Source organism: Desulfoscipio geothermicus DSM 3669 (genome assembly GCF_900115975.1).
GTDB lineage: Bacteria > Bacillota > Desulfotomaculia > Desulfotomaculales > Desulfallaceae > Desulfoscipio > Desulfoscipio geothermicus.
This window is the reverse complement of the sequence record NZ_FOYM01000025.1, coordinates 26911-53843: the sequence shown is the minus strand read 5'-3', so window position 1 is coordinate 53843 and position 26933 is coordinate 26911. Positions and strand designations below refer to the sequence as shown.

At 45.2% G+C, this 26933-nt stretch carries 31 protein-coding genes; 29 read left to right on the top strand and 2 right to left on the bottom strand.

Annotated elements, in window-relative coordinates:
• Nucleotides 1-109: 109 nt before the first annotated feature.
• Complete coding sequence (locus BM299_RS14220; protein ID WP_092485718.1) at nt 110-316, bottom strand: hypothetical protein; 207 nt, start codon at nt 314-316, stop codon at nt 110-112.
• Nucleotides 317-426: 110 nt separating this feature from the next.
• The gene (locus tag BM299_RS18930) at nt 427-1236 is read right to left on the bottom strand and encodes a M41 family metallopeptidase (RefSeq protein ID WP_114340135.1); all 810 of its coding nucleotides are present in this window, start codon (nt 1234-1236) and stop codon (nt 427-429) included.
• A 36-nt stretch (nt 1237-1272) separates the two neighbouring features.
• Between BM299_RS18930 and BM299_RS14210 the strand changes: the two genes are divergently transcribed.
• From BM299_RS14210 to BM299_RS14060, 29 genes are all read left to right on the top strand, one after another.
• The gene (locus tag BM299_RS14210) at nt 1273-1458 is read left to right on the top strand and encodes a hypothetical protein (RefSeq protein WP_092485712.1); all 186 of its coding nucleotides are present in this window, start codon (nt 1273-1275) and stop codon (nt 1456-1458) included.
• Between the two features lie 76 nt (nt 1459-1534).
• Nucleotides 1535-1765 (top strand): helix-turn-helix transcriptional regulator, encoded by a 231-nt coding sequence (locus tag BM299_RS14205; RefSeq protein ID WP_114340134.1) that lies wholly within the window; start codon nt 1535-1537, stop codon nt 1763-1765.
• A 272-nt stretch (nt 1766-2037) separates the two neighbouring features.
• The gene (locus tag BM299_RS14200) at nt 2038-3456 is read left to right on the top strand and encodes a hypothetical protein (RefSeq protein WP_092485707.1); all 1419 of its coding nucleotides are present in this window, start codon (nt 2038-2040) and stop codon (nt 3454-3456) included.
• Between the two features lie 93 nt (nt 3457-3549).
• Nucleotides 3550-4299, top strand: coding sequence for an SAF domain-containing protein (locus BM299_RS14195; protein WP_092485704.1), 750 nt, complete (start codon nt 3550-3552; stop codon nt 4297-4299).
• A gap of 12 nt (nt 4300-4311) precedes the next feature.
• Entirely contained in the window at nt 4312-5679 is a 1368-nt protein-coding gene (locus BM299_RS14190; protein ID WP_092485701.1) for an ATPase, T2SS/T4P/T4SS family, read from the top strand.
• 95 nt (nt 5680-5774) lie between these two features.
• Entirely contained in the window at nt 5775-6671 is an 897-nt protein-coding gene (locus tag BM299_RS14185; protein ID WP_092485697.1) for a type II secretion system F family protein, read from the top strand.
• Nucleotides 6668-7504, top strand: a complete 837-nt coding sequence (locus BM299_RS14180; protein WP_092485694.1) for a hypothetical protein — start codon at nt 6668-6670, stop codon at nt 7502-7504. Before BM299_RS14185 ends, BM299_RS14180 begins: the two co-directional genes overlap by 4 nt.
• A 16-nt stretch (nt 7505-7520) precedes the next feature.
• On the top strand, nt 7521-7811 hold the full coding sequence (locus BM299_RS14175; RefSeq protein WP_092485691.1) for a hypothetical protein: 291 nt from the start codon (nt 7521-7523) through the stop codon (nt 7809-7811).
• 13 nt (nt 7812-7824) lie between these two features.
• A complete protein-coding gene (locus BM299_RS14170) occupies nt 7825-8007 on the top strand; it encodes a hypothetical protein (RefSeq protein WP_092485688.1) in 183 nt (60 codons plus the stop codon).
• A gap of 90 nt (nt 8008-8097) precedes the next feature.
• The gene (locus BM299_RS14165) at nt 8098-8622 is read left to right on the top strand and encodes a prepilin peptidase (protein WP_092485685.1); all 525 of its coding nucleotides are present in this window, start codon (nt 8098-8100) and stop codon (nt 8620-8622) included.
• Nucleotides 8623-8880: 258 nt separating this feature from the next.
• Nucleotides 8881-9270 carry a hypothetical protein gene (locus BM299_RS14155; RefSeq protein WP_092485679.1) on the top strand — a complete coding sequence of 130 codons (390 nt, stop codon included), beginning with the start codon at nt 8881-8883 and terminating at the stop codon, nt 9268-9270.
• A 31-nt stretch (nt 9271-9301) separates the two neighbouring features.
• On the top strand, nt 9302-9889 hold the full coding sequence (locus BM299_RS14150) for a hypothetical protein (RefSeq protein ID WP_131820658.1): 588 nt from the start codon (nt 9302-9304) through the stop codon (nt 9887-9889).
• A 356-nt stretch (nt 9890-10245) separates the two neighbouring features.
• A complete protein-coding gene (locus BM299_RS14145; protein ID WP_165608346.1) occupies nt 10246-11283 on the top strand; it encodes a VanW family protein in 1038 nt (345 codons plus the stop codon).
• Nucleotides 11264-11698 carry a hypothetical protein gene (locus BM299_RS14140; protein WP_092485670.1) on the top strand — a complete coding sequence of 145 codons (435 nt, stop codon included), beginning with the start codon at nt 11264-11266 and terminating at the stop codon, nt 11696-11698. The genes BM299_RS14145 and BM299_RS14140 overlap by 20 nt, the downstream gene beginning before the upstream one ends.
• Nucleotides 11699-11749: 51 nt before the next feature.
• A complete protein-coding gene (locus BM299_RS14135) occupies nt 11750-13981 on the top strand; it encodes a glycoside hydrolase family 78 protein (protein ID WP_092485667.1) in 2232 nt (743 codons plus the stop codon).
• Nucleotides 13982-14039: 58 nt separating this feature from the next.
• Nucleotides 14040-14795, top strand: a complete 756-nt coding sequence (locus BM299_RS14130; RefSeq protein WP_165608345.1) for an EAL domain-containing protein — start codon at nt 14040-14042, stop codon at nt 14793-14795.
• Nucleotides 14789-15325, top strand: coding sequence for an HAD family hydrolase (locus tag BM299_RS14125; RefSeq protein WP_092485661.1), 537 nt, complete (start codon nt 14789-14791; stop codon nt 15323-15325). The genes BM299_RS14130 and BM299_RS14125 overlap by 7 nt, the downstream gene beginning before the upstream one ends.
• A gap of 62 nt (nt 15326-15387) precedes the next feature.
• Complete coding sequence (locus BM299_RS14120; RefSeq protein ID WP_092485658.1) at nt 15388-16170, top strand: ParA family protein; 783 nt, start codon at nt 15388-15390, stop codon at nt 16168-16170.
• Entirely contained in the window at nt 16167-17000 is an 834-nt protein-coding gene (locus BM299_RS14115) for a ParB/RepB/Spo0J family partition protein (RefSeq protein ID WP_165608344.1), read from the top strand. Before BM299_RS14120 ends, BM299_RS14115 begins: the two co-directional genes overlap by 4 nt.
• 219 nt (nt 17001-17219) lie before the next feature.
• Nucleotides 17220-18221, top strand: coding sequence for a hypothetical protein (locus BM299_RS14110; RefSeq protein WP_092485652.1), 1002 nt, complete (start codon nt 17220-17222; stop codon nt 18219-18221).
• Between the two features lie 84 nt (nt 18222-18305).
• The gene (locus tag BM299_RS14105) at nt 18306-19136 is read left to right on the top strand and encodes an ATP-dependent DNA ligase (RefSeq protein WP_092485649.1); all 831 of its coding nucleotides are present in this window, start codon (nt 18306-18308) and stop codon (nt 19134-19136) included.
• An 807-nt stretch (nt 19137-19943) separates the two neighbouring features.
• Nucleotides 19944-20246 (top strand): hypothetical protein, encoded by a 303-nt coding sequence (locus tag BM299_RS14095; RefSeq protein WP_092485643.1) that lies wholly within the window; start codon nt 19944-19946, stop codon nt 20244-20246.
• Entirely contained in the window at nt 20239-20721 is a 483-nt protein-coding gene (locus BM299_RS14090) for a hypothetical protein (protein WP_092485640.1), read from the top strand. Before BM299_RS14095 ends, BM299_RS14090 begins: the two co-directional genes overlap by 8 nt.
• 197 nt (nt 20722-20918) lie before the next feature.
• Nucleotides 20919-23015 (top strand): VirD4-like conjugal transfer protein, CD1115 family, encoded by a 2097-nt coding sequence (locus BM299_RS14085; protein WP_165608343.1) that lies wholly within the window; start codon nt 20919-20921, stop codon nt 23013-23015.
• Nucleotides 23016-23053: 38 nt separating this feature from the next.
• Entirely contained in the window at nt 23054-23713 is a 660-nt protein-coding gene (locus BM299_RS14080; protein WP_092485634.1) for a metal-dependent hydrolase, read from the top strand.
• Nucleotides 23714-23739: 26 nt separating this feature from the next.
• Nucleotides 23740-24537 carry a hypothetical protein gene (locus BM299_RS14075; RefSeq protein ID WP_092485631.1) on the top strand — a complete coding sequence of 266 codons (798 nt, stop codon included), beginning with the start codon at nt 23740-23742 and terminating at the stop codon, nt 24535-24537.
• Between the two features lie 14 nt (nt 24538-24551).
• Nucleotides 24552-25058 (top strand): hypothetical protein, encoded by a 507-nt coding sequence (locus BM299_RS14070; protein WP_092485629.1) that lies wholly within the window; start codon nt 24552-24554, stop codon nt 25056-25058.
• A 564-nt stretch (nt 25059-25622) separates the two neighbouring features.
• The gene (locus BM299_RS14065; protein ID WP_092485627.1) at nt 25623-26540 is read left to right on the top strand and encodes an ATP-binding protein; all 918 of its coding nucleotides are present in this window, start codon (nt 25623-25625) and stop codon (nt 26538-26540) included.
• Between the two features lie 18 nt (nt 26541-26558).
• The gene (locus BM299_RS14060; protein ID WP_092485625.1) at nt 26559-26846 is read left to right on the top strand and encodes an STAS-like domain-containing protein; all 288 of its coding nucleotides are present in this window, start codon (nt 26559-26561) and stop codon (nt 26844-26846) included.
• Nucleotides 26847-26933 lie beyond the last annotated feature (87 nt).

The window sequence follows — 26933 nt, the reverse complement described above, 5'->3', positions numbered from 1 at the left end:
CCCGTAGGTTCAGCCTACTCAGTTTGCCCCGGGTTTCCCCATTAGGGTGTCTCACTAGCCTCACCGTAGCGCAGGTTTTGGGTTCCGCAGAGGTCGCAGCGTCCCCAACTCACCCCGCCGCTTTGGCATTCAGCGTTGCGCTTTCAACCTGCACACTTCGGATAGGGACCTCTCGGTTACCCCTCTCTCCTCCGTCACGTCCCTCACGGGAGCGCGCTAGATGTACCCTTTGCCGCGCTTGCCACTTGCGCAGCGCCGGCCTGCCCTGCCTCTCGGCAGGGTGTCCGACATCCAGTGCGGGCTGCCGCCCGCACAACCTCCTCCGGGACAAGCCCGGAGGCTTCTCCACGATGGTATTTGGCAATAATGGCTCTAACTTCATCGCCAGACATGGATTTTGACTTAACCAATTCTTGGGCCATTTTTTCAATTACTTTTTTTGTTAGATAATACTATCTTAACAGCCCTATTATACTGTTCATCCATTATTTTATTAGTTAGTGTGGATTTCTGTCTATCAGTTAATACATCCCAAGTGGCAACACCAAATTCACTTATTCCGTTATTAACAATTGCTATTATTAAATCCTTTGCCTGATTAATATCCGCTAAGGCACCAGCGTATTTATCCTCAGGGAAAAATACATTTGTTGCTGCAAGCCCTCCAAGTGACCGACATATATGTATCTCAAAAGAAGATAACTTTGGCAATTCCTTAATAATATCTTTATAATACGTTATGCCACCCTCGTTTCTCTTAAAAAGAGATAACCACATCGCCCTTTCCGGGGTAATAAGAACGACTCTTTCTATACTACCCGGTGAAAGAATTTCAGAAACTATAACATGACCGCATTCATGAATTGATGTTTGATGATAATGCGATTCAAGAAAAGAAAAATTATCTTTTTTAGGCGCATTTAAGTATATTAAACAGGCAGTAATTATGGCAAAGGTTAACATTGTATTAGAAATTGCTAAAATATGTATAGATTTCTTAAGTTTTAATTTGAAATATATTATTAAATTTATTAAAGTTAAAACAGATATCACTAAAATAAATATATATATTTTTATTAAGCCAAGAAAATAATTGTTTAAAAAATTATAATAATACAAAACTAGGCAAGATAAAAATAAATAAATAATAAAGGACAATAATAAAATGATAAAGTTTTTATAGATAATTAAATTTAAAAAAAGTTTTCTCGTTAAGCCAAATTTATATTTATTCATTAATAAAATCACACGCCTTATAGGGGGTAAATAATTATGAGGCACATTAAAGAAACAAAATCGCTACTAAAATATATTATTATGTTAATAATTACATTAATCACATTAATTGAAATAACACTAATTGTTGCAAAAATTCCTGCACAATCAACAATATACAATAGGCCTGATTTAATTATTGAAAGTTATCCCATAGACCCTACTTCTGTTAAAAATTATTAAGAAATTTAATCTCTTTATTTGGTTAGGCAAATTATACTAAAACATGACAAAGCATGTCAATGAAAGAAGGGAATATATGTCCATAATTCCATTAGACTTAGCAGCAAAAAGAAAATATGCCGGATTAACACAAAAACAGCTATGCGAGAAAATTGGCATTTCAGAATTTCACCTTTTGCGGGCCGAAAAAGGAAAAGTTAATATGTCTTTCAAAACAGCCGTTAAATGTGCGGCTATTTTTAAAGACATAACTTTCTACGACAAGGAAAGCGGTACTAAGTTTAAGTTAGAGATACTAAATGAATAAAACAGCCCTTACGCTGGCACCAATGCCAGCATTTTTTATGGGGGTGGTTCTATGAGAGAGGTGTGAGAGGGGCCGGGAAGTTGCATCCTATGTATGTATATAGCAATACATTAATATGAAAATGCCGCCGATAATAATCAAGTGTAGCTTTAGAAACTCCGTAAAAACACGGAGTTTTTCTTTTTAAGGGGGTGATAGCCAATGATTTAATAGTTTTCTCGTGTGGTACGCAAAGATTAACGGTAATAGAAAAAATTTAGGAGGAAAGTTTAATGAATAAACATACTAAGTTATTTACAATATTTTTTAGCATTTATTTGCTGTTTAATTTTCCAATAAGTGCTTTTGCAGAAACATATATTTACAGTGAAATAGGTAATAGATCTTTTTCAAAGAGCGATTGGCCCTATTGCAAATTATATGCTCCACAAGCAGTAGATTTACCTCCTATTTTAATTAATAGCCCTGATGGAAAAAGTTTTATGAAAATTTCTGGTCTATCTATATTAAAGGATACAAGATGGGATTTTGGTCTTGTGGATGGGGATTACGTGTTTTATTTAACTTTTTATGGCGTAAGAAATGATGGATCTCTAGGAGAAAGCTGTAGTATTAACTGGAATGGATGGGAAAATGAAGGTGAGTCAAGGAACTTTGAAAAAGTATTTCAAGAAAGCTATGTGAAACTAAAAATAGTACCAAGCGTATATTTTTGGTCGCGTGAAAAAAACGATTATAATACATTAGAGTATTATTATTTTACTGGATCAGTAACTTTTTGGTCGGGTGGATATGTGCCCTCAAAAGAGACTTATAATTCTATAATAAACGCTACTAATACTGCTGCTACGAACGCCACCAACGCCGCTAATGCCGCCAATGCCGCAAAATCTTCCGCAGACACAGCGGCAGCAAGGTCATATTACAATGGTAACACTTCTGGTTATTGGAGCTACAACAGTTACACAAAAGCCAATTCAGCTAATACAAATGCTGCAAACGCAGTTAACATGCTTAACGGTTCCTCAAATGGCGGCAAATCCCTCGCAGCAACTTACGATAAAGCAAATGCTGCTAACTCAAACGCATATGCAGCCAAGAATAACGCCGCTACAGCATCTTCCCGTGTATGGGATAGCACCGAAGGCAAGTCCGCAGCCACCCTGTCCAAAGAGGCCCGTGACAAAGCAAATACTGCCGCCAATAATACAGCCTATATACGTAATACGCAACTTCCCGGAATTGCTACAGATGTAAGCCAGGCCAAAACAGCGGCTGATGCAGCCAAGGTTTCCGCAGATACCGCAGCAACCAAGGCAACAGCTGCAGCTGATCAGACTATTTACAACGGCAATTCAGCCGCTTACTGGGCCTATGTAGCTTACCAAAATACCGGAACTGATACAATAGCACCTGTCATAACCAAAGTTGAAGGCCAGAACGGGGCCACATGCACAACAGGAACCTCATTTACCGTAGTGATAACCGCCTCTGATAACGGGCCGGCCGGGAACCTTCGCTATCGCGTAACCTGTGGGGGTTTCGACAGCGGTTGGACTTCCAGCAACACTATAACAATAACTGGTTTATCAACTGGGGCAAAAACAGCAACAATAAAAGTAAGCGACAATCCATCGTCACCGGATAACGGAAATGTGGCACAAACTTCATATACTTTCTTTAAAATTTGATTTAACCTCCGGTAGCATAACCGGAGTTTTTTTATTTAGAGCAACTTTTGAAAGGAGTGATATCTCATTAAACTTAAAATACCCTGGAAAACTTTGATTGTTATTATTATTGGCCTGGCTACAGCTATTGGCTCTCTTCAGTACCAAAAACAGTGGGTGGCTGAAAACCAGGAGATGGTTAGTATCCCGGTACCGGCGCATAAAATCACCGCCAACACTGTAATACAGCCATCTGACCTGACCGAAAAAAAATACATCAAGGCAGCGCTTGGCGCAGACGTAATGATTAACCCTCACAAAATAATAGGTAAGGCCGCTGTCACCGATCTTTACCCGGGAGAACTAATACTAAAAAACAAACTCAAACCCGACATCCAGGTACTCAATCCGGGTGAAGTATTTGTCACCGTAAAAGCCGACAACCTGGAGCAGATTTTAGGCGGGAACATATGCCGGAACATGATAGTAGACGTAATCTACACCGAAGACTCTGAAAAACCGCCTGTTTTGTTGGCCGAAAACGCCGTAGTGGTGGCAGTAATGGACGAAAACGGCAAGTCGATGATTGAACCTGTTGCCGTGGCCCAGGCAGCCGTGCAGGGGATAACCGGCAGGGAAAGACCACCCAAATATATCATGCTCAAAGTTAAACGTCAGGAAAGCTATGAATTTACCAGACCACTTAACGGCGGGCACATACTCATCACACAGGTTGGCGAAGTTAAGCCGGCGGGGAATACCAATCCTAAAAAAGAACAGAACGTAACAAAACCGGAAACAACTTCACCGGTAAAACCGCCTGAAAAAACGACACCTGAAAAACCTTCAGATAACAATCAGTAGAAAGGTGATTTTATGGCGACTGCTTTAAATCTAATCAAAAAAACAAAAGAAACTAAAGACTATGAAATCAGGGTGGGGGAAAAATCCCTGCCGGAAGCCATGAAGATAATAAGAAACTTGCTTTCCGAACCCTCAATACAGACTCAAGAAGAAATTATAAAAACAAACGAGCTGGAAAAATGCTGCATGGGAGGATGCCGCGATTCGCGCCGGGCGTTAAAGGAAAAGATAATTGATTTTCTGAAAAAGTACGAAATCATTGTACCTGACATGACACCTGATGATGTGGCGGAACACATATGCCGCTATACATGGGGCCTGGGGCCTATAGAAGAAATATACAACGATCCCACAGTGGATGAAGTGCAAATTATCGGCACTGACATAGTCTATTCAATTCGACGCGGTATTTACACGAAAGAAAACATAACTTTCCCATCGCAAGAAGACCTTTTTCAGTTAATCAAGCGGCTAATCCGTTCCACCCGGGGCGACTTAACGGAACGAAACCCTATAATCAGGACAGTCAGGGCATTTGATGGATCAAGGGTCACCATAACCGGCCCGCCGGTTACAAAAAAATACACCGTATCAATCAGAAAACACGGGACATTTTTGATTTCCCGGGAAAACCTTATCAAAAACGGTACCATGGACGGCTTGACCTATGATAAACTGGCCCTTTCTTCCCGTGGTAGACTTAATATTTTAATCTCCGGCCCGGTTAACTCCGGTAAAACAACACTCATACGTGAATTGTTCGGACATGGGAAACCGGAACTACGGGCAGTTGTCATAGAAGTAGATTCCGAATTGCGACTGCTTGAACACTATCCGGGCTGGAACATAATCGAATTGGAAGAACAAAAGGGTATTGGAATTTCTATGGATACTTTATTCGAGACAACCCTTCAAATTTCACCGGTGCGTATCATATTTGGTGAAATTCTCGGCATAACGGAACTGCGCGGCGCTATTAAGTCCGGCATTCGCGGTCAAACAGGTAATTTTTCCACGTACCACAGCAGGGACATACGCCAGGCACTATATAACATGGCTTTGACATATGCAGAGGAAAGTCGCTCTTCGGTAATGACCATCGAAATGGCGCTGCGCTGGGTTATACAGGCTTTTGACATCATCATTCAAATGTATACCGATCCTGAACGGGGCGTTAAAAAAGTGGAACACATAGCAGAACCATACATTGATGAAAAAGGGAATCTGCAGCTTAATGACATTGTAGTTTGGCATGGATCGCAGGATGATTACTGCAAAGGGCACTGGGAGCATTATCCGATAACGGCTTCCATAAAAAATAAACTCCAACGCAACGGCATCCCGATAAAAGAGATTGAGGCGGTAGAATGCAGCAATTAGAAAACTTAATGCCTATTGCCAATCATTTCTTGCATAGCATTTACTTTCGATACACGCTTGCAGCCTTAACGTCTGTTGCCGTTGGCGTTACCGCAATGTACCTGGGGAAAACGGTCGTTGACCTTGTTTGTGGCGGCATAAGCCATCTCAGGCCCCGTTTGAAAAATAAAATAACAGCTATCCGGTCCCGACCGCCGGCACAATTACAAGCCGCCCTGGGCCTGCAAAGTAAGAAAGCTATTGACCTCGATATAGTTACAAAAAAAATAAAGTGGCTAATACCCGAACACCTATTGCGAAATGCAATATTTATTGTATTAGCCATTTTTACATCACTGATAGGCTTTAGCCTTTGTGTGACCTATTTAAACAATTTTGGTGCCGGTATCGTATGCATAGCCGCCGTGATACTGATCTTTATTCAAATTTTTACTTACGCTACCACCAAAGACCGGCGGGAAATAAACAACCAGCTGCCGGCGGTGGCAAGGATATTCGGTTCCGTCATGGAAGACACCGGCAGCTTCAGACTGGCCCTGGACGCGGTAGCCGATCGTTCCCCGGAACCGGCCAGAAGTTTGTTTATTAAGATAACCCAGATGCTCGATCACGGCATTGAGTCAGACAAAGCATTTGAAGAAATCCCTAAAGCTGCCGGAACGGGATATGCAACACTTCTAAAAGACTTGATGCTGGATGCGTACAAGTACGGGACAATCGTACTGCCGAGATTCACCCGCCTGGCCGGCCAAATTGATACCATGCAGGAGCTGCAGAATGAAAATACGCCCGATGTCGCGGCAAGCAGGTTTACTGCGATAATTCTGCACATCGGTATAATAATTATGGCATTTTTAACCGTAAGAATTGCGCCTGATGCAAAGAAATACCTGACAGATGACCCGATCGGCAAGATTATAGTAACGGCCATCTTTCTGTCCGTGGTTATCGGCATAATCGCCGATCGTTTGTGGGGTGATGTTTCAGATTGATCTGGCAAGAAATTATCCCGGTAATACTAACAACCGGAGGAATCGGTCTCGCTTTTGCGGGAGCTGCTTTGCTGGCAATACGCGGAGCCGAAGCCCTCTATGAAAAAATAACAGGCAGAATAAGCTTAAAAAGGCTTTACAGACAGCAGCAGCAACAATCGCTGGAACCGGTCTTAAGGCTGAAAAAACTGAATGAGAATCTACAAAACAACAGGGACCTTATTAAAATGTCCGCCCTGGTTTTTGGGGCGGGTATCATTGGAGCCCTGATTATGCCCGGTACAACGCTTAAAATATATGGTTTCAGCAGTGGTGCAGGTGCCGGTGCTTTTTTTTATTCTTTTTACCAAAAACAACGCAAGAAGGGGGTAAGGTTAAAAAAACTCAAGGAAGCTATTTTTATTTATGACGCAATCAATGTATACAGTGAAACGGGAGAAAACTTACCAAACATACTGGAAAAAATTCTCCCGGCGCTGGACACGCTGCGGCCGGCGGTGGAAAAGTTTCTGAAGCAGTATCCGTACAAAGCCAAGGAAGCCGTACTGGAAATGGAAAAAGAAATGGATTTCAACGAAGCCGGGATGCTTGCGTCTGTCTTTCTCCAAACACTTTCGTCCGGCGGACACAATCACATTACTGCATCAGAGGGGGTGAGAATGGAAAACACCAGGAAAACCATCTATAAAACCGACATTGCAGTAAGGCCCCTATACAGGCAGCTGGTTTTATTTTTACCGGCGGGTGCAGGTGTTATCATGGTGCTGTATACCCTGGGAAGACATGTATTGAATTCATTGTCAATGTTTAACGCATCTCAAATTTTAAAGTAAAGAGGAGGACTTTTACATGAATAAATGGAGAAAATTCAAAAATGCAGTTAAAAGGGCCTGGAATGACAACAGCGGCTTTCAAATCACTACTGAAAACGTTGGCTGGGTAATCGGCGCTTTAACCCTTGCCGGTGTAACAACCGCCATTGGCATCACTGCAGCGAAACATACAGCCTCCGACATCGCTACTGATCTGGGATCTTTTAGCGTGGATGCCAGCGGTGTAACCGGCACAAGTGCAACCGATGAAACCTTTACTCTTAATGACGGTAACCGCAGTGTTGATACCGTCACTCTCAAAAATTAAGGGGTTTGGTAAAATGCGCGTGAAAGAAAAACTTAGAGAAATTTTAAAGGATAACAGCGGTAGCTGGACCATTTCTACGCTTGTATCTTCCATAGCTGCCCTGACGGGATCGGCTGTCGTATTAGCTATACTATATACCGCCATAAAGGTGCTGGCAGCCAAAACCGGCCAGACTGTTATAAACATATCTCCTTAAGAATCCTCTCCCTCCCTAAAAAGAGCTCGTTACTTGAATAAAGTAACGGGCTCTTTTTTTGTGAAGATATTCAAAGAGGGGGTTCAAATAATGGAATACTACCTGGATTATGGTTTTTATTTAGCTGTTGCTGTACTGATTGCCCTGGGGTGCTATTACGATGTGCGAACTAAAATAATGCCCCTGTGGTGCACGGTAACGATTTTCACGTTGGGAGTTATTTATAACACGATAAAAGGGGGGGTTGTAGGTCTGGGCGCTGCCCTTATGGGAGGTATCTTCTTTCTTTTAATATATCTCCTGCTGATCTACCGTTTTTCTGTGAAAATGGGTGGAGGTGATCTAAAACTTATCATCGCCGTGGGTACTTTTGCGGGCATTAACAATATGGCTGTTTTAATCCCTCTGTACTTTTTTTGTTCAAGCATTATGGAACTCGTACACTTCGCTATATTGAAAAAAGCATACAATCCAATAACTTATGCCAGAGAATTTTGGACGCGCTATAAGCTTGAAAAGTATAAGATGGCCGAGCCTGTAGAGAAAATTTACGGCCCGTTTATAGGCGTGCCGTTTATTATATACCTTATCATCAATATAACAGGGGTGGTGTAGTTGCATGTTAAAAAACCTGAAAAAATTCTGGCTGGACAACACCGGATCGGGTGCCGCCAGCTTGATCACAACCGTGGTCCAAATTATATTTGCCATAACAGCAGGGGTGGCGATAGTAGGGATTCTGAAAGGCGCGACGGGCCAAACATTTACGAATATAATATCACACTTAAAAGACATAGGAAATTCGGGGTACTAGAGATTATAAAAAATGAAAACGGAAATACGTTAATTGGCTTATTAGTAGGATTTACCTTGATGATCTTCCTTTTAATGCAGCCGATTGATACCTTTGTGTTCCAGGCCAAACACCAGATGGCGGAAAGCATCCTGCACAAGTACCTGGCCCGCATGAGGCTGGAGGGCTACCTGACAACACAGGACGAAAACAGCCTTATCGCCGATTTCAATAATATCAAATGCCCTATTCAAAACCCGAGCACGGACATTATAGCAACAGCCAAAGAATCAAACGGCGATAACCGCATATTAAGGAGTTCCGACCCCGTATCCAGCGAACTTATGCTGCAAATCACCTGCAAGCCCGATCCCCAACCTTTCAATTTCATGCAGCTATTAGGCGGCGCCGGCGGGGAAACAACCATAACCGTGGGGGGCAAAGAGCTGAGTGAAAGAGTTAATCCTTGATATTTTAAGGGACCAAAGAGGGTTAAGTCCCTTGATACTGTTAATAATCTTTTTGCCACTGCTTATATTTGCGACAGTTTATTCGGTTACAACAACTCAGAGCGTTACCACTTATGACGTCGATGTGCAAAAAGCGGTTGAAATCGCTGCCCGAGCAGCGGCACAGCAGGTTACGGAGGATAGCCAGGCCAACGGTACTCCGAGAATACATACGGCCAACGCCCACGCCATATTCCGGCAGGAGTTGGCCAGAAACCTGGGCCTGAATGAAACGGACCTTACGCCTTTGAACGGTTCAGCAATAAAACAACCTGATTACACTGTAATAATTTACAATGTCGATGATACTTTCTCTACAAGCGGGGCTGAATTGGCACGCAAGTATGTTTTCAGCGGAGGTTCGCTTACCAGTTCCGCGCTAAATCCCGCCGGCAATCCAACTTCATTTGTGGTAACTGACACCGACATTAATATAGACAGCAGCGGCACAATCAAGACCACGCTTGACAAGCCGGGTGTTATTGCCGTGGTAAACGCTGATCTGAACAGGGCCGTTGGCACGGACCAGGTGAATATAAGCCGCTGGATAGCGGTCAGGTTGCATTATATTACCCCGTGATGCGAAAGGCAAAGGCTTCCCGGCGGGTGAGTTAAAGAAGGTGATATTTCTTGACAGCAATTTTATTTATTGCCATGGCTTCTTTGTCACTCATTCTGTGGCACATTGACTTAACCGTCTGCACGGGCCTGTGCAGTCAATTAGACATAGGCTTTTTAAACCGTTCCTGGTTTCTGTGGGGGGCGGTTTATTATTCCATAGCCGGTATCTTAACTACCTGGTTTAACAAGAATTGGGCAGTTATAGCGTTACTGATAAATGGCATACTATTCCACTTTTTTTTAATAGTTAATGGCTATAAAATCACCAATTTACTTTGCCCAATATGTATTGCATTTTTAGGTGCTGAAATTGTTTTGCTAATTTTATACGTCATGGAAAAACCACAACAGCAAAATAAATATCTTGTTTTCGGCCCGGGCAAAGCAGTGTTTATGGTTGCACTAATTGTATTTGCTTTAAACCCTGCCAGTATTGAGATTCCTATTGATTCTCATGTAGCCAGCGCAGAAGTTAAGCATGAAGAATCCGGGGCATTAATACAGGAAACAGAACCGTCAGCGATGGTAGATCAGGTTGATGAAGCAGAAAAACCAGGTCAGGTTGATACTGGTAAAATCTTGACGGTGGAGAACAGCCATGGCATTACAACACAGATAGATATATCCCAAAAACCTGCTCTGTTATTTGCCTGGTGGTGTGCCCACTGCGATCAGGCACTCAAAGAATATGCCAAATATCAGCCGGATAAAAGGCCATATCTGGTAGCAGTTTTTCTAAAAGGTACTAATGACAGGGAGTACATTGAGCAAAAATTAAAAGCCAACGGGATTAAAGGCGAATATTACATTTACCGGGAAACTCCACCGGTTGAAAGTGTACCGGTGTTGATTTGGCGGACCGGGGGAAAAATCAACAAGGCAGTTCCCGTTGCAGGAGAACAGCGGTTACTGGGCATTGCCCGCATCCAAACCGGTAACGGAAACGGTGGTTACAACGCTGTATTGGCCGGCGCTGCACTAAACGAAACTATAGTTTTGCCCGGTGAGGTTTTTTCATTCAACGAGACAGTTGGTGAAAGAACCCCGGAAAAGGGATACCGGGTATCACGGGTGATCGTTGTCACCGGCAACGGTCCTGAATACGCCGAAGGTATAGGCGGCGGCATCTGCCGCACGTCAACGGTATTGAATTGGGCTGTTGAAAATGCCGGGCTTGAAGTTGTGGAACAGCACCCGCACAGCCTACCGGTGGAATACGGAAAAGAACGGGGTGATACGGCCGTAGCCTGGCCAAGTCTTGATTACCGGTTCCGAAATAATACCGGTGAGAAAATCACGATAAAAACAAAAACCGTCGGGGAGTGGTTGGAAGTTGAAATTTGGGCTGGCTAAATTATTAATAGGTATTCTGCTGCTGGCCGGGGCGTTCAGCGCAGGTTATATGACAAACGACCTTTTAATGAAAAACAGTGATAATGAGGATCAGATAACCCAACAACCTGTTTATTTTCCGGCCGCAATATCGCAAAAGATAAAAGCACAGGGTAAAGACGGGGCCACGTGCACTACCGGGACTGATTTTACGGTAGTGATCACAGGGGGAAATAAAGTCTCTGATAACCCCCGGTATCGCGTTATATGCGGTAACTTTGACAGCCGGTGGGTTAAAGAAGACAAAATAACAATAACCGGGCTTAAAAGGTTAGGCCCCTATTCAGCTGTTGTTAAAGTAAGCGACAACCCGGAAAACCCGGATAAAGGCAACATCGAGGAAACGGCATTTACATTTTTCAAACTGAAGAGCTGAGCTCCCACTAACGCATAGTGGGAGTTTTTGTTTTTTTCAGGAGGTGACTGAATGTGGCGTGCAGTTAAGATTATACTCATGGTTTTGTTGTTGGTAACCGGACAACCGGCCGGATTATTCGCTGCTTCTCCTACATGGGAGTACCGGATAAATTCAACGGATACACCGACAATGCTGGATGCATCAAATACCACAGCCGAAATAGATACCTCAAATAATGAAATACGCCTGCCCAAGTACCTGCCCAGCGCTGTATCCTTTTGGCCGGACGGAGGCCCGGACTTTGCAGCCCTTGCACCCAATAAAGTAATTCATTACAGCTATGACCAGGCTTCCGGCAGATATGTGGAAAACGGATTTCTAAGCGTAAATTTACCGGAAAATCCGCTGGCCGTAGTAGCTGTGGAACCGTATCCTGAAATGGTTGTAATCACTAAAAACAACAGCTATCACTTTTCTTTTGACGGTTCGGGGATGGTTAACAATCCTGCACTGGCAGCATCCGGGTTAGCCAATGTATTTGCCGCAGGAGCCAGAGAGACGGATAAGGCCGGCCTTAGAGGTAACGCGGTTGAGGCTTACAGCTTTAACGGTTTATCAACGCAGCCAGACAGCTCCATGGAACCTGCCGGTCCGTTTAGCCAACCCGTAGACCTGGCAATGTACCCGGACAGGCGGGGTATTGCCGTTGGAGAACGGGATAAAATCAGAGCTTTTTTGTATACCGGAACTTCAATGCTTGAAGTTGCCTATTTATCATTGAACTCCGGTATCAGCAATTTAAAAGACGTCAGTCTCGGAGAAAGTTTCAGAATTGCTGCCATAGTAGAAAACCAGCAGAAAGAATGGGGCTTTGACATAGCTTCCGGCAGTATGAAGGAAATACCCATGCTGGGTATTACATCCGGATTGAGTAAGCCAAAATGCGTAGCCTTACGGCCCGGTACTTTCGACCGGGTTGTTTTAGATGGCAGCGAATACAGGTATTACCGCTGGAACGGTTCAAGTCTTGTATATGATTCCAGCCTTTCCGTTACAGTAAGCGGGTACAACCTTGGCTTTTATAGTGCGTCTGAAACAGCCATATCCAAGCCCCAGGACCCGGGATGGAACGCTGAAAAGGTAAGAGTACGCGCATATCACACTCTCCCGGACGGGACATCTGCAACGTGGTCCGTAACGGCAGACGGCATAAACTGGGTGACCAGGTGGCGTGTGCGCGGAACCGGTGCGGGAACGGTGGCCGAAATTTCCGACGATAACGGGGCCAACTGGACGGTAATAGGGGACGCATCTCTTTGTACTCCCGACACGTCAAATGATACCAGGACTGAGCTGTACGCCGATACCAACCCGGGAAGAAATATTCAGTGGAAAGTCTTGCTTGAAACAAATGATATAAACGTAACACCGGTTATTTCACCTGTGGTAAGTGGCGGGATAGCTGTTAAATGGGAGGCCGGCAATCCGCCTGACCAACCTGTGGTTACAGTTCCGATCGTCGGAGGTGGTTCGTGTTTTACCACGTCCACCCCTACCATCGAATGGAATTACAATGACCCTGACGGAGATCCGCAAGGGGCCTACCAGATACATGTTAAAAGAAAATCCGACGGTACATTGATTTATGACAGCGGTAAGGTTTTAAGCTCCAACAATTCTCATCAGATACCCACCAGTAATACAGGAGATACGCCAGGAGTGTTATGGAGCTCCGGCACGCATAAGTTTACGGTCGAAATTAAAGTTTGGGATTCTACGGGCCTGGAAAGCGAATGGTGTCCACCTGCTGAATTTTGCGTGGTAGCCTTCGACCGGCCAAGGATAGCTGAGATTGTGTCGCCACCTGCCGGGCAGGAAGCGCCCGACCCGGCAGACCCGTCAACACATATAGTTATCGAAAAGGGTACTGCCGCTGAAAATCTACCCAAGGTAAAAGCGGGAGCCAGGGTAAAACTACTTGTTGACAGCATTGGACCTGTAACTTTACCTTTGACCAAGGCCGAGTTTCCCTATTTAACCAAAAAGGCTACAGTAAAATCACCGGTTCTGAACTATTACCCGGATGGTAATGAGGTAAACCGCTGGGAAATAGATTTTTGGACAGATGCCAACCTGGAAATTTGTCCTACCGGTACTATTGTGGAAATGCAACTTGCGGGGGATGCCGGCGCAGACGGAATTGCAACCCTTAATGCGCCGACCTATGCGGCGGGTGTAATACAAACCCAGGGCAGTATATACGAGGATTGGTTTACGGTAGTGCAGGGGAGAGATAGTTGAAAGATCGGATAGAGTCGTATATCCGGTCTTTATATTTAAAAAGAAAGGGGATTATAACTTGAAAAATTCCAGATATGTACTCAGACAAGTCATTAAAAAAAATCTAATCAATACTGTTTTTCAACCCATTAACGATTTATTAACAACAAAAATAATTGGTTATGAAGCTCTTACCCGCGGGCCGGGTCCATATCATTCCCCCAAAAACCTGTTTCATGCTGCAATGCGGGCAAATCTGTTACAAGAGATGGAAATGGCCTGTTTTAAAAACGCAGTAAATTCTGCCCGCTATTTGCCAGGACTTATTTTTTTAAACTTTAACCCCTCGACAGTAATAGCCTACTACAAGGAAATATTGCATGAAATTGAACAATTGCGGGACCGTACGGTACTTGAATTGGCCGAAACGGGATTGAGGGATAAAGATAGAGACGATTTGGCGACAATCATCCAGGAACTTAGAAGTAAAGGAATAAAAATTGCCCTCGATGATATCGGTTCCGGGGACCGGGATTTCAGCAATATTTGTGAACTGCCCGCCGATTACATAAAAATTGACCGGGTTTTCATCAGAGGCATAACAAAGCATAAAAACGGAACCGCGCCTCATTACGTGGCCGGTCTCAACATGCTGGTTGAGTTAGCCGGGAAACTTGGCTGTCAGGTAATCGCCGAGGGCGTGGAAACAGAAATGCAACTGGCAGGCGTAAAGCGTGCCGGCATCAACCTAGTTCAAGGTTTCTATTTTTCGAAACCCGGCCCGGTTGAAAAATGGGTTACCAAAACAGAGAAAGGAGTGCTGGCAAAATGCTAATCGGAGTGGATATTGATAATACCATTGCAGATACCAATCATGAGCTTATCAAGCGTTTTGGCATTAAAATGGAATCCTACCCCGACCCCGCTGTTCCGGTTGATTTTTTCAAGACAAAGAACTGCTTGAAACTACTAGCCCGGACAAAGGCATTTCCGGTATCGGCTCAGATTTTAACAGCTATATCGCGAAGTGGTGGTCAACTGGTCTATGTTACAAGCAGACCTCTGATTACAAATTTTATAACCCACCGCTGGCTGGAATTAAACGGGTACCCATTTGGCCCCGTGGTTTATACAACCTCGGATAAAAAAGCGGAAATAGCTTGCACCAATAGTTTTTATGCATTCTTTGAGGATGACCCTTTGGTTGCACAATTGCTTTTGCGATCGGGAGTACTGGTTTTTTTAAAAGATTGGCCTTACAACAGAGATATCACTGCAAGCAAGCTGTTTCGATTTAAAAAATGGCACGAGATTGAAAAACTACTTGTCAGCGCTGCAATTAGCAATATTCATAAACAACAATAAAGCTTAATTTTTTTGTTTTGATGTAACCGTACGGTTACATCAAAAGAAAGGAGTATGATTTCATGAAGATAATAGCAATATCCAATCAAAAAGGCGGTACGGGCAAAACTACAACCGCAATTAATCTTGGCGCAAGTTTGGCAACCTCCGGTCAAAAAACACTTGTTGTTGATCTGGACCCACAGGCCAATCTAACTACCGGTATCGGGCTGCCGATAGCTGAAGATCAGCTGGGAGCTTACGAATTAATCATGCATGAATCCAGCTTGGAAGAAGTTATAACTAAAACAAGTGTTGATGGTTTAGATGCTGTGCCCAGCAGTATTATGCTGGCCGGCGCCGAGGCTAAACTTCTCGGCGAAATAGGACGAGAAAGCCAATTGCGTTCGGCGCTATCAAGACCTGTAATTCAAGAATACGATTTTGTTCTAATTGATACCCCACCCAGCTTGGGTGTATTAATGGTAAATGCATTAGCTGGTGCTGACATGGTGATAATTCCATCTCAACCCCAGGCATTTGCCCTGAAAGGCCTGGGTAATTTATTGGAAATAATCGAGAGAGTTCAGTCCAGAATCAACCCAAACCTGGTAGAGTGGATGGTCCTCCCCACCATGGTTGATTACCGCAGAAAGGAAGATCGCGTTAATTTGCATAAATTAAAGGAACAATACGCAAAGCATGTATTTTCTTCTGAAATTCGCATAAACAGCAAACTAATCGAGGCCGCAGCCCGGGGGAGAGCAGTAAACCTTTATGATAAACAATCTACCGGAGCAAAAGGCTACCTTGCGCTTGCCAAGGAGTTATTAACCTACACATGCAAGGAGGTCGCAGCACTATGAATCAAGGACGCACCGGTCTTGTCGTAGATCTGTTTCTTTCTGACGAAAACACTAAAGGCACTGTGCGATACCAGGAAATTAAACTGGAAAAAATTCATCCCAATATTTCTCAGCCACGCAAGGACTTCAATCAAGCAAAAATTAATGAATTGGCGGCAAGCATTAAGTCAAGAGGACTTCTCCAGCCAATACGGGTCCGCCCCGTTGATGGGGGAAGATATGAGATTATAGCCGGTGAACGACGCTGGAGGGCTTCTAAACTAGCGGGATTGGATAAGATTCCCTGTGTCATTACATCTAATCTTACAGAAGAACAGGTAATGCTTGAGGCATTGGTTGAGAACCTGCAGCGTGAAAACTTGACTGCTTTAGAGAAATCAAGGGGAATTGAGTATTTGATAAATGACTGTAACCGCACGGTTACAGACGTGGCCAATTCGCTGGGAATTAGTCGAATGCAGGTTTATAGATATTTAAACATCCTTAAACTTCCGGAACATATGCTGGAGACTTTTTTCGAAGCAAATTTAAACGAAATGCACGCCCGAGCCTTATTATTATTAAACAGGCGACCTGATTTGCAGAAAGAACTATTCCAACGCATAAAAGAAGAAAAAATCAGCGGTCAAGATGCAGTGCGCGCTGCCGAGCAAATGCTGGCCAATTTACCTGTTGAAACACCTTTAACAAAAACCGTTAACCGGTTACATAAAAGACTAAGCAATTTAGAAAAAAAATTAAACAAATTAAATACCAATGAAAAAGATATTTGCCGACAAGAGATTATTTCTCTGCGAAATACGCTTGATGAAATTTTAACAAAGTTTTAAAAGAATAATCTTCAACAAATCTCTGCATAAATCGCAGGGTTTTTTATTTTACAGATAACTGCAATGTATATTTATGCAATTATAAGTATAATATTGCAAACCACACTTACACCTAAGCAGCAACCAAAAAAGGGGGCATTTTAATGACATTAAGCAGCCTGCAAATACTGCAAATACAAAACAGGGTAGTGCCAGAAAAAGCAAAAAGGTGTTGGATCGATGAGTAAGATTTTATTTGACGAACAACCAATTGTAGTAGATAAGATGCTGGCCCGAAAGTTAGGTCTTAATGAGGCTATCGTAATTCAACAAGTACATTACTGGCTTAAAATAAACGAGAAAAAAAATCAAAATTATATAGATGGCAAATATTGGACATTCAACACCTTAAAAGAATGGCATGAAAACAATTTTGATTTTTGGTCATTGGATACAGTTAAAAGAACTTTTACAAAGCTGGAAAATACAGGGGTTCTCATCGTTGGCAATTTCAACAAAGACAGAAGGGACCGCACGAAATGGTACAGCATAAATTATAAAAAATTAGAGGAATTGGTATCCGAAAAAGATGATCAGGAACCAGATAATTGCAAAAGTGCAAATTGCACAAATGCAATAGAGGATACAGGGCATCAACGCAAAAGTGCAAATTGCACAAATGCGATAGATGGTAGTGGCATCAATTGCAAAAGTGCAATATGCCCTAATGCAAAAGCGCAATTTGCACCAATGCATATGGGCAAAATGCACCAAGCATTACCAGAGACTACTAACAGAGATTACTATACAGAGATATATCCATCTAACCATCCATCTATCTATATAGATAGTCTTACTTATAAAGCAAAAACGGTGCCAAACAACGGGATGACACCGATGGATGGAGGGACGGATGGACCATCTGCAAATACAAAAAACTCAGTACAACCAACAGAACAGCCTGGTGCCAATAATTACCAGGCTAAGTTAATTATTCGTCAAATCATGAAAAATACAGGCGCAACTTCGGAACAGGTTCAAAGGGCAATAAGCCGGGCCAATTTCATGGAGAAAGAAGGCAAAGTAAGGGGCAACTATCTTAAGCTTGTTGAGGCAATAACTGACACGATAGTAAAAGAGGATTTGCTGAAACAAAATGGCCAAAATGAATTAAACTCCGGGGAAAAAGAAAAAATTGGGGACGGAAAAAAGAAATTAATTCAGACGCTGTACATGAGTTAATCTTTTTACACGGAGCTTAATTTTGCTTTAGTTGTGCGGGTATCATTCCATCTCACGGGCAAAACTAGCTTTAGGTGGTTAAACATGCTCTCCTTTCCCGTTAAAACCATGAAACTAAGGTCCTGCGATACCCCTTTTGATTCAGCGGATCATGTTTTTGAGGTGAAATGGGACGGGATTCGCTGTGTCATGCATTTTTCTAAGAATCAGGTCCGCTTGCAAAGCCGTACAGGCAGAGATTGCACCAGCCGTTTTCCGGAACTCTGGTCACCGGAATTGTCCGCTGATGAAGCTGTACTGGACGGCGAGTTGGTAGTATTAACCGGCGGTAAGCCGGATTTTTATGCGGTGATGGAACGATATCACGCCGGCCAAAGACGTACCCGGGTCATTGTGAACACCCTACCTGCGCAGTATGTGGTATGGGATATCCTGAGGGTGAACGGGCGTGATGTTACCCGGCTGCCCCTGGCCGAGCGTAAGGAGTTGTTGGTTAAGACCATCACAACACGGAATCAAATTATTCCGGCAGATTGGGTCGACGGGGAAGGGGTGGCCCTTTTCAATGCCGTAAAACAGTGGGAACTTGAAGGGATTGTGGCCAAAAGAAAAGACGGGAAATACTTGCCCGGTAAATACGGGGATTGGTTGAAAATTAAGAACTACCGGTATGCCAGTCTTGATGTTATGGGGATTAGCAAAAAAAACGGCTCTGTGCTGGTGGGACACGAGGGTAAAGTTCTGGCCAGGGCCATGGGAATAACGGCGGAAAGCCGAGACGTGCTGCGAAAACTTCATGTAGTGCATGAAACAAAAGATGCACGGTTCTTCGCCTCCGGTTATATAGCCAGGGTCAAATATACGGTGGGACCACGGGGGATACGTGATTGCGTATGGGTTGGCTTTGACCGATAAGGTGCCAGAGGTTAAGTTCATCCCATGACAAAGTTAAAAACACTTGTTCTTGGTAGTGGAGAGCAGGTGTTTTCATCTGGAAAGCCTCCAGTCTTGTGTCGAAAGAGGTTCACCGAGGTGGCTTTTACCATGTAGCTCATTACGTCAATAAAAAAACAATCAATACCAGTAAATGGTATAAAACATTTTTTCGCCCCGGTCACCCCCGCGCTCCTACCGTCGCGCCTGTCTACCGACATGCCAGCAAATTGTAAATCATGCTGGCGGCTCATGAAAAACCCGGCCCCGGCCTGGCCCCGGGTGTATTACAAAACTTACTGCCGAAAAATAAGCAACTTGCCAAAACCACGTTATGCCTGCATCCAAGTGTATTTCAAGCTTTTTCAACTCATATAGCTAACCAATTGAGAAACATGCACAAAAGTGTATTACAGCCCCTGCAAACCAGGCCCTGGAACCCCTGGCCCCGGTTCCTGGTCACGCACCCCGGGCAACCCGGTGACCAGGCCGGGTAACCCAGGCCCGGGCACCAGGGAACCATGGCCCCGGGCCATGGTTTAGCCTTGGCACCCGGCCCCGGAAACCGGGCCCGGGAATTTCCCGGAAACCCGGCCCATGGAACCCCTGGAACCGAGGCTCCGGGTACCGGGTTCCTGGCCTGGGTACCTGGCACCTGGTCCTAGTGTTCCTGGTTCCTGATCCCTGGCGCCCGGCTCCAGGTTCCCGGACACATAGCCCCGGGCATCCGGTTGGGGCACCGAAATTAACAGTGTAACCGCACGGTTACAATTCGAGGAGGAGTTAACATTGAGTCTTAAGGGTTCTGAATCATGTAGTTTCAAGCTTCCGCGCGTACTGGTAAAAGAACTCAGAAAAAAAGCCAAAGAGCAGCATACAACGCTCACTGCCCAGGTTATACGGGCATGTGAAATTTATGTATCCGAGGATAGGTCCCTGGTACGCGCCGGCACTATAAACAGTCGTGCCGCATATGAGGGTGTTGCCCGGTTGCTGGCCCTGGCCACAAAGCAGCCGGAAGATACGGTGCGCCGCAGTCTCATGGCTTCAGCCAGTAAAAAATATTCTTCCGAGGAGGTGATCCATGAGTAAGAGTGCCATGAGGCAAAACAATAACTATTTACGAGTCAAGGCATGGGTACTAAGATCTCCGAACCAGGTAAAAAGGCTGGTCCAGCGGATGGCCAGGGTGGGGCTTTTTGATTCCAGAACATCCAGTCTTGCAGCCGGCGATTTCTGGCAAAAGGGAACCTACTTCACTTATTATAAGCGACCCAAGGCCGTGGTAATGGTCCTGCGGCCCGGGCTCCCGGTGAACCGGGTAACCCTGGCACGGGACGTGATCCGCTGTTTGGAGGTCCGGCACGGTATGGTTTTGGACTGGTGCGGGGCGGCAAGGCCGTCGGGTATCTGGTTAATTATAAAGACCCTGGCGGCAGATGCAGCGGACGGTCGGAATCGCCTGTTCAGGCTAAACGTTGATGACATTTACGCTACAGTGGCCCTGGTGCCCGCTAAAAATAAGCCCCGGACCAGAAAGCGAGGGATTGAAAGGAGCGTAAGGTGATATGCTGCTCCGGGAATTCAGGGACCCGGGAACCTGGAACCAGGTAACCGGGCAGCGCCCCGGGGAAAACAGATCCGGGATTCCGAGATGCCGGGGAAACCAGGTTGCCCGGTGACCTGGAGTGGGAGACCATGGCCTGCAAACCCGGCAGGGCAAGGCCCCATGGACGAGGCCAACGAGAAAACGGAGGTGTGATAATGATTAACCGAAAAAAAGTTATCATAGCCGGCGGCCTGGCCGGCTTGCTGTTTTTATTAACCCTGGGGTACTTTTATCCCCTGGGGGCGGCCCTGGTAGTGTTTGCCGGTGGCCTTTACTTTTTTAACCGAAAAAATGATAAGGCTCTGGCTTCGGTCTTTTGTGTACCGGTGCTGGGTGTGGGTATGGCTTACGCCTTTGGTCAAATGGCTGAAATACTGTTGAAAAACCCGCAGGGCTTGGTACCGGCAAGCTGGTTTACCCTGGACAGCCTGGCTAACCCGGAAAACCTGGCCGCCAGGGTGGGCTTGGTTGCAGGAGCAGTACTGGGGGCAGCATTGGGTGTGGTTAATACGCGGGACGGCAGGAGCAAAGAAAACAGCCCGGACAGGGTACACGGTCTCAAGGTTGTCAGAAATGCGGCCAAAGGCACTAACCGGTGGGCTTCGGAAGCCGATGTGGCGCCCATGTGTGAGTTCGGGCCACCGCGCGAGCAGGGTGTTTACCCGGGCGGTATAGTGCTGGGGAGGCTCCGGGGCCGGGTGGTCCGGGTTATTCCTGGGAAGGCGCCAAAGGGAAAGCCCGGCCTGGCCGGGCACGTTGCGGTGTTTGGCGGTACCGGCTCTGGAAAGACGTATAGCTATGTTATTAATAACATCATCTCGGCAGTGATGGATGGCCAGAGCGTTGTTGTTACAGACCCCAAAGGCGAACTTGCGGCAACACTGGCGCCTTGGCTTGAGTCTCTCGGCTACGAAGTGCGTATTTTTAACTTGATTTCACCCAGGCATAGCCACCGCTGGAACCCGGTTGCCGAGTGCAGGAACGACTCGGAGACTGCTGAGATGGCAGCTTGTTTTGTGAACAATGCGGCACGGGACGGCAGCGGCTATTTCGTGGCCAAGGAAGTTCAACTTTTGGAAACCCTGGCGGGGCTGTTGCAGGCAGATTTCCCCGATGAGCAACGGCACCTGCGGGCGGCCATGAGTTTGACGGCATGGTCTGTGGATGCGTTGGACGAAAGGTTTCGACGGGCGTACGAGGAGGGGAGGCTGACTCCGACCATATACGAGCGGTGGCGTGGCGCTGCCAGTGCCAATTTTGACAACGCGGTGAGCGGTCTTTCCGCCAAGCTCAGAATACTGACCACTGAACCGCTGGCGGCGTTGATGTCTGAGCCTGAATTAACCCTGGCCAATATTGGCCGGAAAAAGACAGCCCTGTTTTGTGTTTTGCCGGTGAACGGTGACGGGCGGGTTTTAAAGCCTATCCTCAGCACGTTTTATATGTTTTTATTCAAGCGGCTGTATGAGTTGGCGGCGGGAAACGAGGGTAAACTCCCGGTACCGGTGCGCTTTGTGTTGGACGAGTTCGCCAACATCGGGGCCATACCGGGTTTTAGTGAGATAATATCCACCGCACGGAGCCTGGGTATTCACATACAGTTCATTCTCCAGGGTAAGAGCCAGTTAACTGATGTATATGGCGCACAGGAGGCCAAAAATATTCTGAGCAACTGCCCAACTTTATTTCTCCTGGGTACCGCGCCGGGGGATATCGAGACGGCCAGATTCTTCTCGCAGCTTCTGGGACATGCGGCGGTGGAGACGATATCCGAGCGCCGGGATATGACCATACCGGTAAAGCATTACTTTGAACTGCCCAAGAAATCCATGTCTATTAGTCGCCGGGCACTGATGGAGCCCGGGGAAATAACCGGTATGGACCCCTTGGACTGCATAGCGCTGGTACAGTGGTGCAGGCCTATGTTTTTGAGAAAGGTGGGGTGGGTGGACTTGCCACAAGCCAGGCTGATTAAAGAGGCAGGCATAGTACCGATCCCTGAACAGATACCGGCCCGGTCGCTGGCCGTATCCGTTCCGGTGATTCCGAATGAGGATGAGGGAGGGGAGTCTCAGAGGCCGGGCCGGAGCGGCGGTCTGAACGGGTCAGGTGGTGGCTTTGATGTGGGAGAGTTATTCCGGCAGAGTCAGGATGGCGAAAATAATTTGCAGGATGAGTCCCGGCGGGGTAATTCCGGGAGTGGCCAGGAGGATGATAATCCGGTGATGGATCTTTTCCGGCCGGGGGCATAAGGCTCCCGGTTAGTATTTTACGGGGGTGGTGATAAATTTTGAGAGGTTCGACACATTTAATTGCCGGGGCGGCCCTTGGGGTCATGGCCGGCTCTCTGGTGGGCGGTCCGGCTGAGCTGGTTGCCGGAGGCGTGGTGGGTGGGTTGGGAGGAATTATATCCGATGTGGACCATCCAGGTTCAATGGCGGGAAGGTGGCTGCGGCCCGTGGCCGTGTGGTTGGAGGAAAGGAGTCATCACAGGGATTCACTGACGCACACGTTTTGGTTTTGTGCAGCTGCCGGCTTTTTTTTGGGGTATATTGCATGGATATTAACTGGCGAACCGGTGTTGATTGCAGCAGGAGTTTTAGCATGCTTGAGTCATCTGGTTCTGGATGGCATGACAAGGTCAGGGGTAAGGCCATTCAGGGTATGGTTACCGAGATTAAAGTTAAGGAATTTACGACATGGGGATAAGGCTTTTCCGGGTACTAAGGCTTCATGGCTAAACTGGAATAGGTTTGTTGATAAAGTAGAATATTGGACCGGTAGACGGTTCCGGGGGAGGTTTTACACGGGTAAATCCCCGGTTGAGCCGTTGATTGAGATTGCATCTCTGTTAGTCATAGCGGCAGTTGGATATTTTGAGCTTAGTCCTTTTATCTTTAACGGTGATAACCTTGAAATTTATAGAACGTTAGCAAAGTTGTTTGGGTAAGAATTTTAACGAAAGGAAGTGCTGTTATGAATTTAAAGCCCCTGGGATACGCTCCTTTGGCAGATAGATGGGAGCAATTACACATTGCATTTAAGCGGGAGCAGATCTTGGAAGCAAGGATTAGCAGGATTACCTGGCGCCATAATGACATCGCCACATGGATATTGGACATGGGTGATGGTATCCAGGGTATGGTGCCGGCTTCGGAAAGCGGCCTTGTCGATGTGGCAATGATGCCTAGAATGGTGGGCCAGGATATACCGGTTAAAGTAAAGGGCATGGACCGGCAGGCCGGGCTGGTGGCGTGCAGCTGCCGGGAGGCTCTGGCAGATGTGCAGGAAAAATTATTTGAGACATTACAGAAAGGTCAGGTTATAGATGCCGTGGTAAGGGTTATATTACCCAGGGCCTTGTGTATTGATATTGGCGGCGGGTACATTGTGGAGGTATCCAGGAGAAAAGCTACCAGGTCACAGGCAAGACGGTTGATGGATATTTTTCGGGAAGGGCAGCTTGTTAAAGCGAAGGTGAGCGAGGTTAACAAACAATCCTGTAAAATTAATGTTTCTCTGGTCGAAGCTGAGCCCGATCCGTGGGAATCGGTAAATTACCTGCGGGGTGATAAGGTATATGGTTGGGTGGCAAAAATTACAGACAGGCAGATTTTCATTGAGGTTATGCCGGGTGTTACAGGGATTGCGCCGTTGCCGCTAAGAGGGCAGTTAAAACGAGGTGATGCTGTAACATGCCAGGTTAAAAAGTTTGATGCGAGCAGCAAAAAATTGAGACTTGGCATAATGCCTATTAGTGGCGGGTTCCGTTAAGGAGGCATGGCTTTATGAGTGTGATTTGCGACCCCAAACCGGTTGAAACGGGAATTATTGTTTCTTCTAGGGCGGACAGGGTTTTACGGTTCCTTGAAACATGTGCCGGCGCTCCCGAAAAGGCGATCAGTTTAGTTTCTCCCAAGCACTTCAGGCGCTCCCTCAGAATACTGAGGGGCGCCGGGTATGTGCGTAGGTGCTGGTTTAAGGGCCATGATCCATTGTGGGTACCCGTAAACTATAATGTTCCACGCAACAAAAAAGAATACCTGGGGCGGTCGGCGCTAGGCTGGCTGGCCGCCCGGCTGGTTGAGGCCGGGGCAGATTTTAATCAAGGTATTGCCGTATTTCCAAATAGCAGTAAGTTTAGAGTTGTTTTGTACCCTCCCGGTAGTAGGAGTAATGAACCTATGATAATTATTGCCTTGAATGGCGAAAAGCCTGAAGCGGGTGAGGGTTTATGGGTAAACTACGATGAATTACAGGAAAAGGATTTGCAAAAGTGTTTAAATCTATTATGAGGGACCAGGCCGCCGGGCGGCTTAAGCTCCTTGTATAGCCCGGCAAGGCTGTGTTAGACCTTGCTATTTCAAGCAGGGCATCGACCTGTGACCTGGGAAGCCTCCGGCCTCGTGCCCCTCGTGCCGGAGGTTCAAAAGTATATGATTTCTAAATTTGTTCTCCCCAAACTTGTGCCGGGAGATATTTTTTTCTTTTAATCCAAACAAACGTTTGATAAAATATTTCTGGGTGGTGCTTTATGTCAAAACTATATTGTCAAACAATTGAGGTCCAAATCCAAAATGGCTTGCCCATAGCTTTTCGCTGGCGCAATTGCTGGTATCAGGTGACCGGTTGTATAGTAAAACAGACGATGCCCTCCCGGTGGGAGCCCTGGCGTGACCTAATACCCCGCTACCGATGCGAGACCCGGCAGGGGATGGTGTGCGATTTAGTAAAAAATTATGGGCAATGGATTTTAGAACGTGTGTGGGATTAAGAAAAATTGGAAACATTATAATTTAAGGTGCTAAACAAAGAAGGAAAATCTAAACGCACGGTGAAAAAATAATTAGGTGATCAAGTTGAGTTTAACAATTAACGTTCTTGAGTGGGATCATACTGAACTGAGGTACCTTGTTGAGCAATTCAGTCCACATTTTCGCAACCCATCCCAAAGAAAAGGACTCGTTTTAGATTTTTCCAACTTAAGTTTTGCAAAACCACATGTACTGTTGATGGTTGGTTGTTTTGCTAATTATTTGGAGGCACTTGGAGTAATAAATGAAAAAGATTATTATTACATACCACCTAACAAAAAAGATGTACATAATTATATGTGCCGCATTGATTTTTACAAAATGGTTGGGATTAACGAGCCGGAGGAATTTACTAGATGGGATGGCTCTGGGCGGTTTGTTGAAGTATGCCAAACAAACAGAAAAAATACATTTGAAGTCGTTAATAAAATAATTGATGTCCTTAATACCCAATTTACCGATATAGACCAAACAGTGTTATGGGGAATAGATTGGTCGCTTAATGAAGTGCTTGATAATATTATAATTCATGCCCATTCAATAATAGGTGGATATGTAATGGTTCAAAATTATTATGATCGAGTAGATATAGCTATTTGTGATTGTGGGGTTGGCATTGCTTCTAACATACATTCAAAATGGGAAAAATTGAGCTATACTGAAGCACTTGAACATGCTATCAAAAAGGGAGTAACCACAAATAAGGAAGGAGCCGGGGCAGGGTTATACTATGCCAGCAAAATAATTATGGCAAATAATGGTATAATGTCTATTTATTCAGGACCTGCACAATTAATCATAGAAAATGGAAACATAAGTTCTGTAGAGACTCCCTATTTTCAAGGAACTATGGTATACTTAAGCTATAACAAAAAGCATAGCATCAATCATAATGACATTTGGGAAGAAAGCATTCCTGTGACCATTGATAACTATATAAGCGAAGAAGAGGATTTGTGGTGAAAGGAGGGAACGATAAGAATGATTTTTAAATTTGGTGAGATTGGCATGTCCCTCGGAACCAGAGTTTTAGGAGTTGAGGCTAGAGAAAAGTTGCACAACATATTGATTAACACAAACGACATTATTATTCTTGATTTTGAGGGTGTTACTGTATTATCTAATTCGTTTGCAGATGAGTGCATAGCAAAGCTTGCCAAGCAGGTGGGATTTAATAAATTTAAATCAAGAACGACTTTTAGAAATTTCAACCCTTTTATTGCAAAAGTAATTAAAAATGCACTTAACAATAGATTGGCAATGAATTAATTAGATTAAAGCCCTGAAAAATTGCGGGGCTTTTTTATTTTCTTAATAAAATTAAAAAAACCTGCCTCTTTAGCAAGCCTGAAAAAT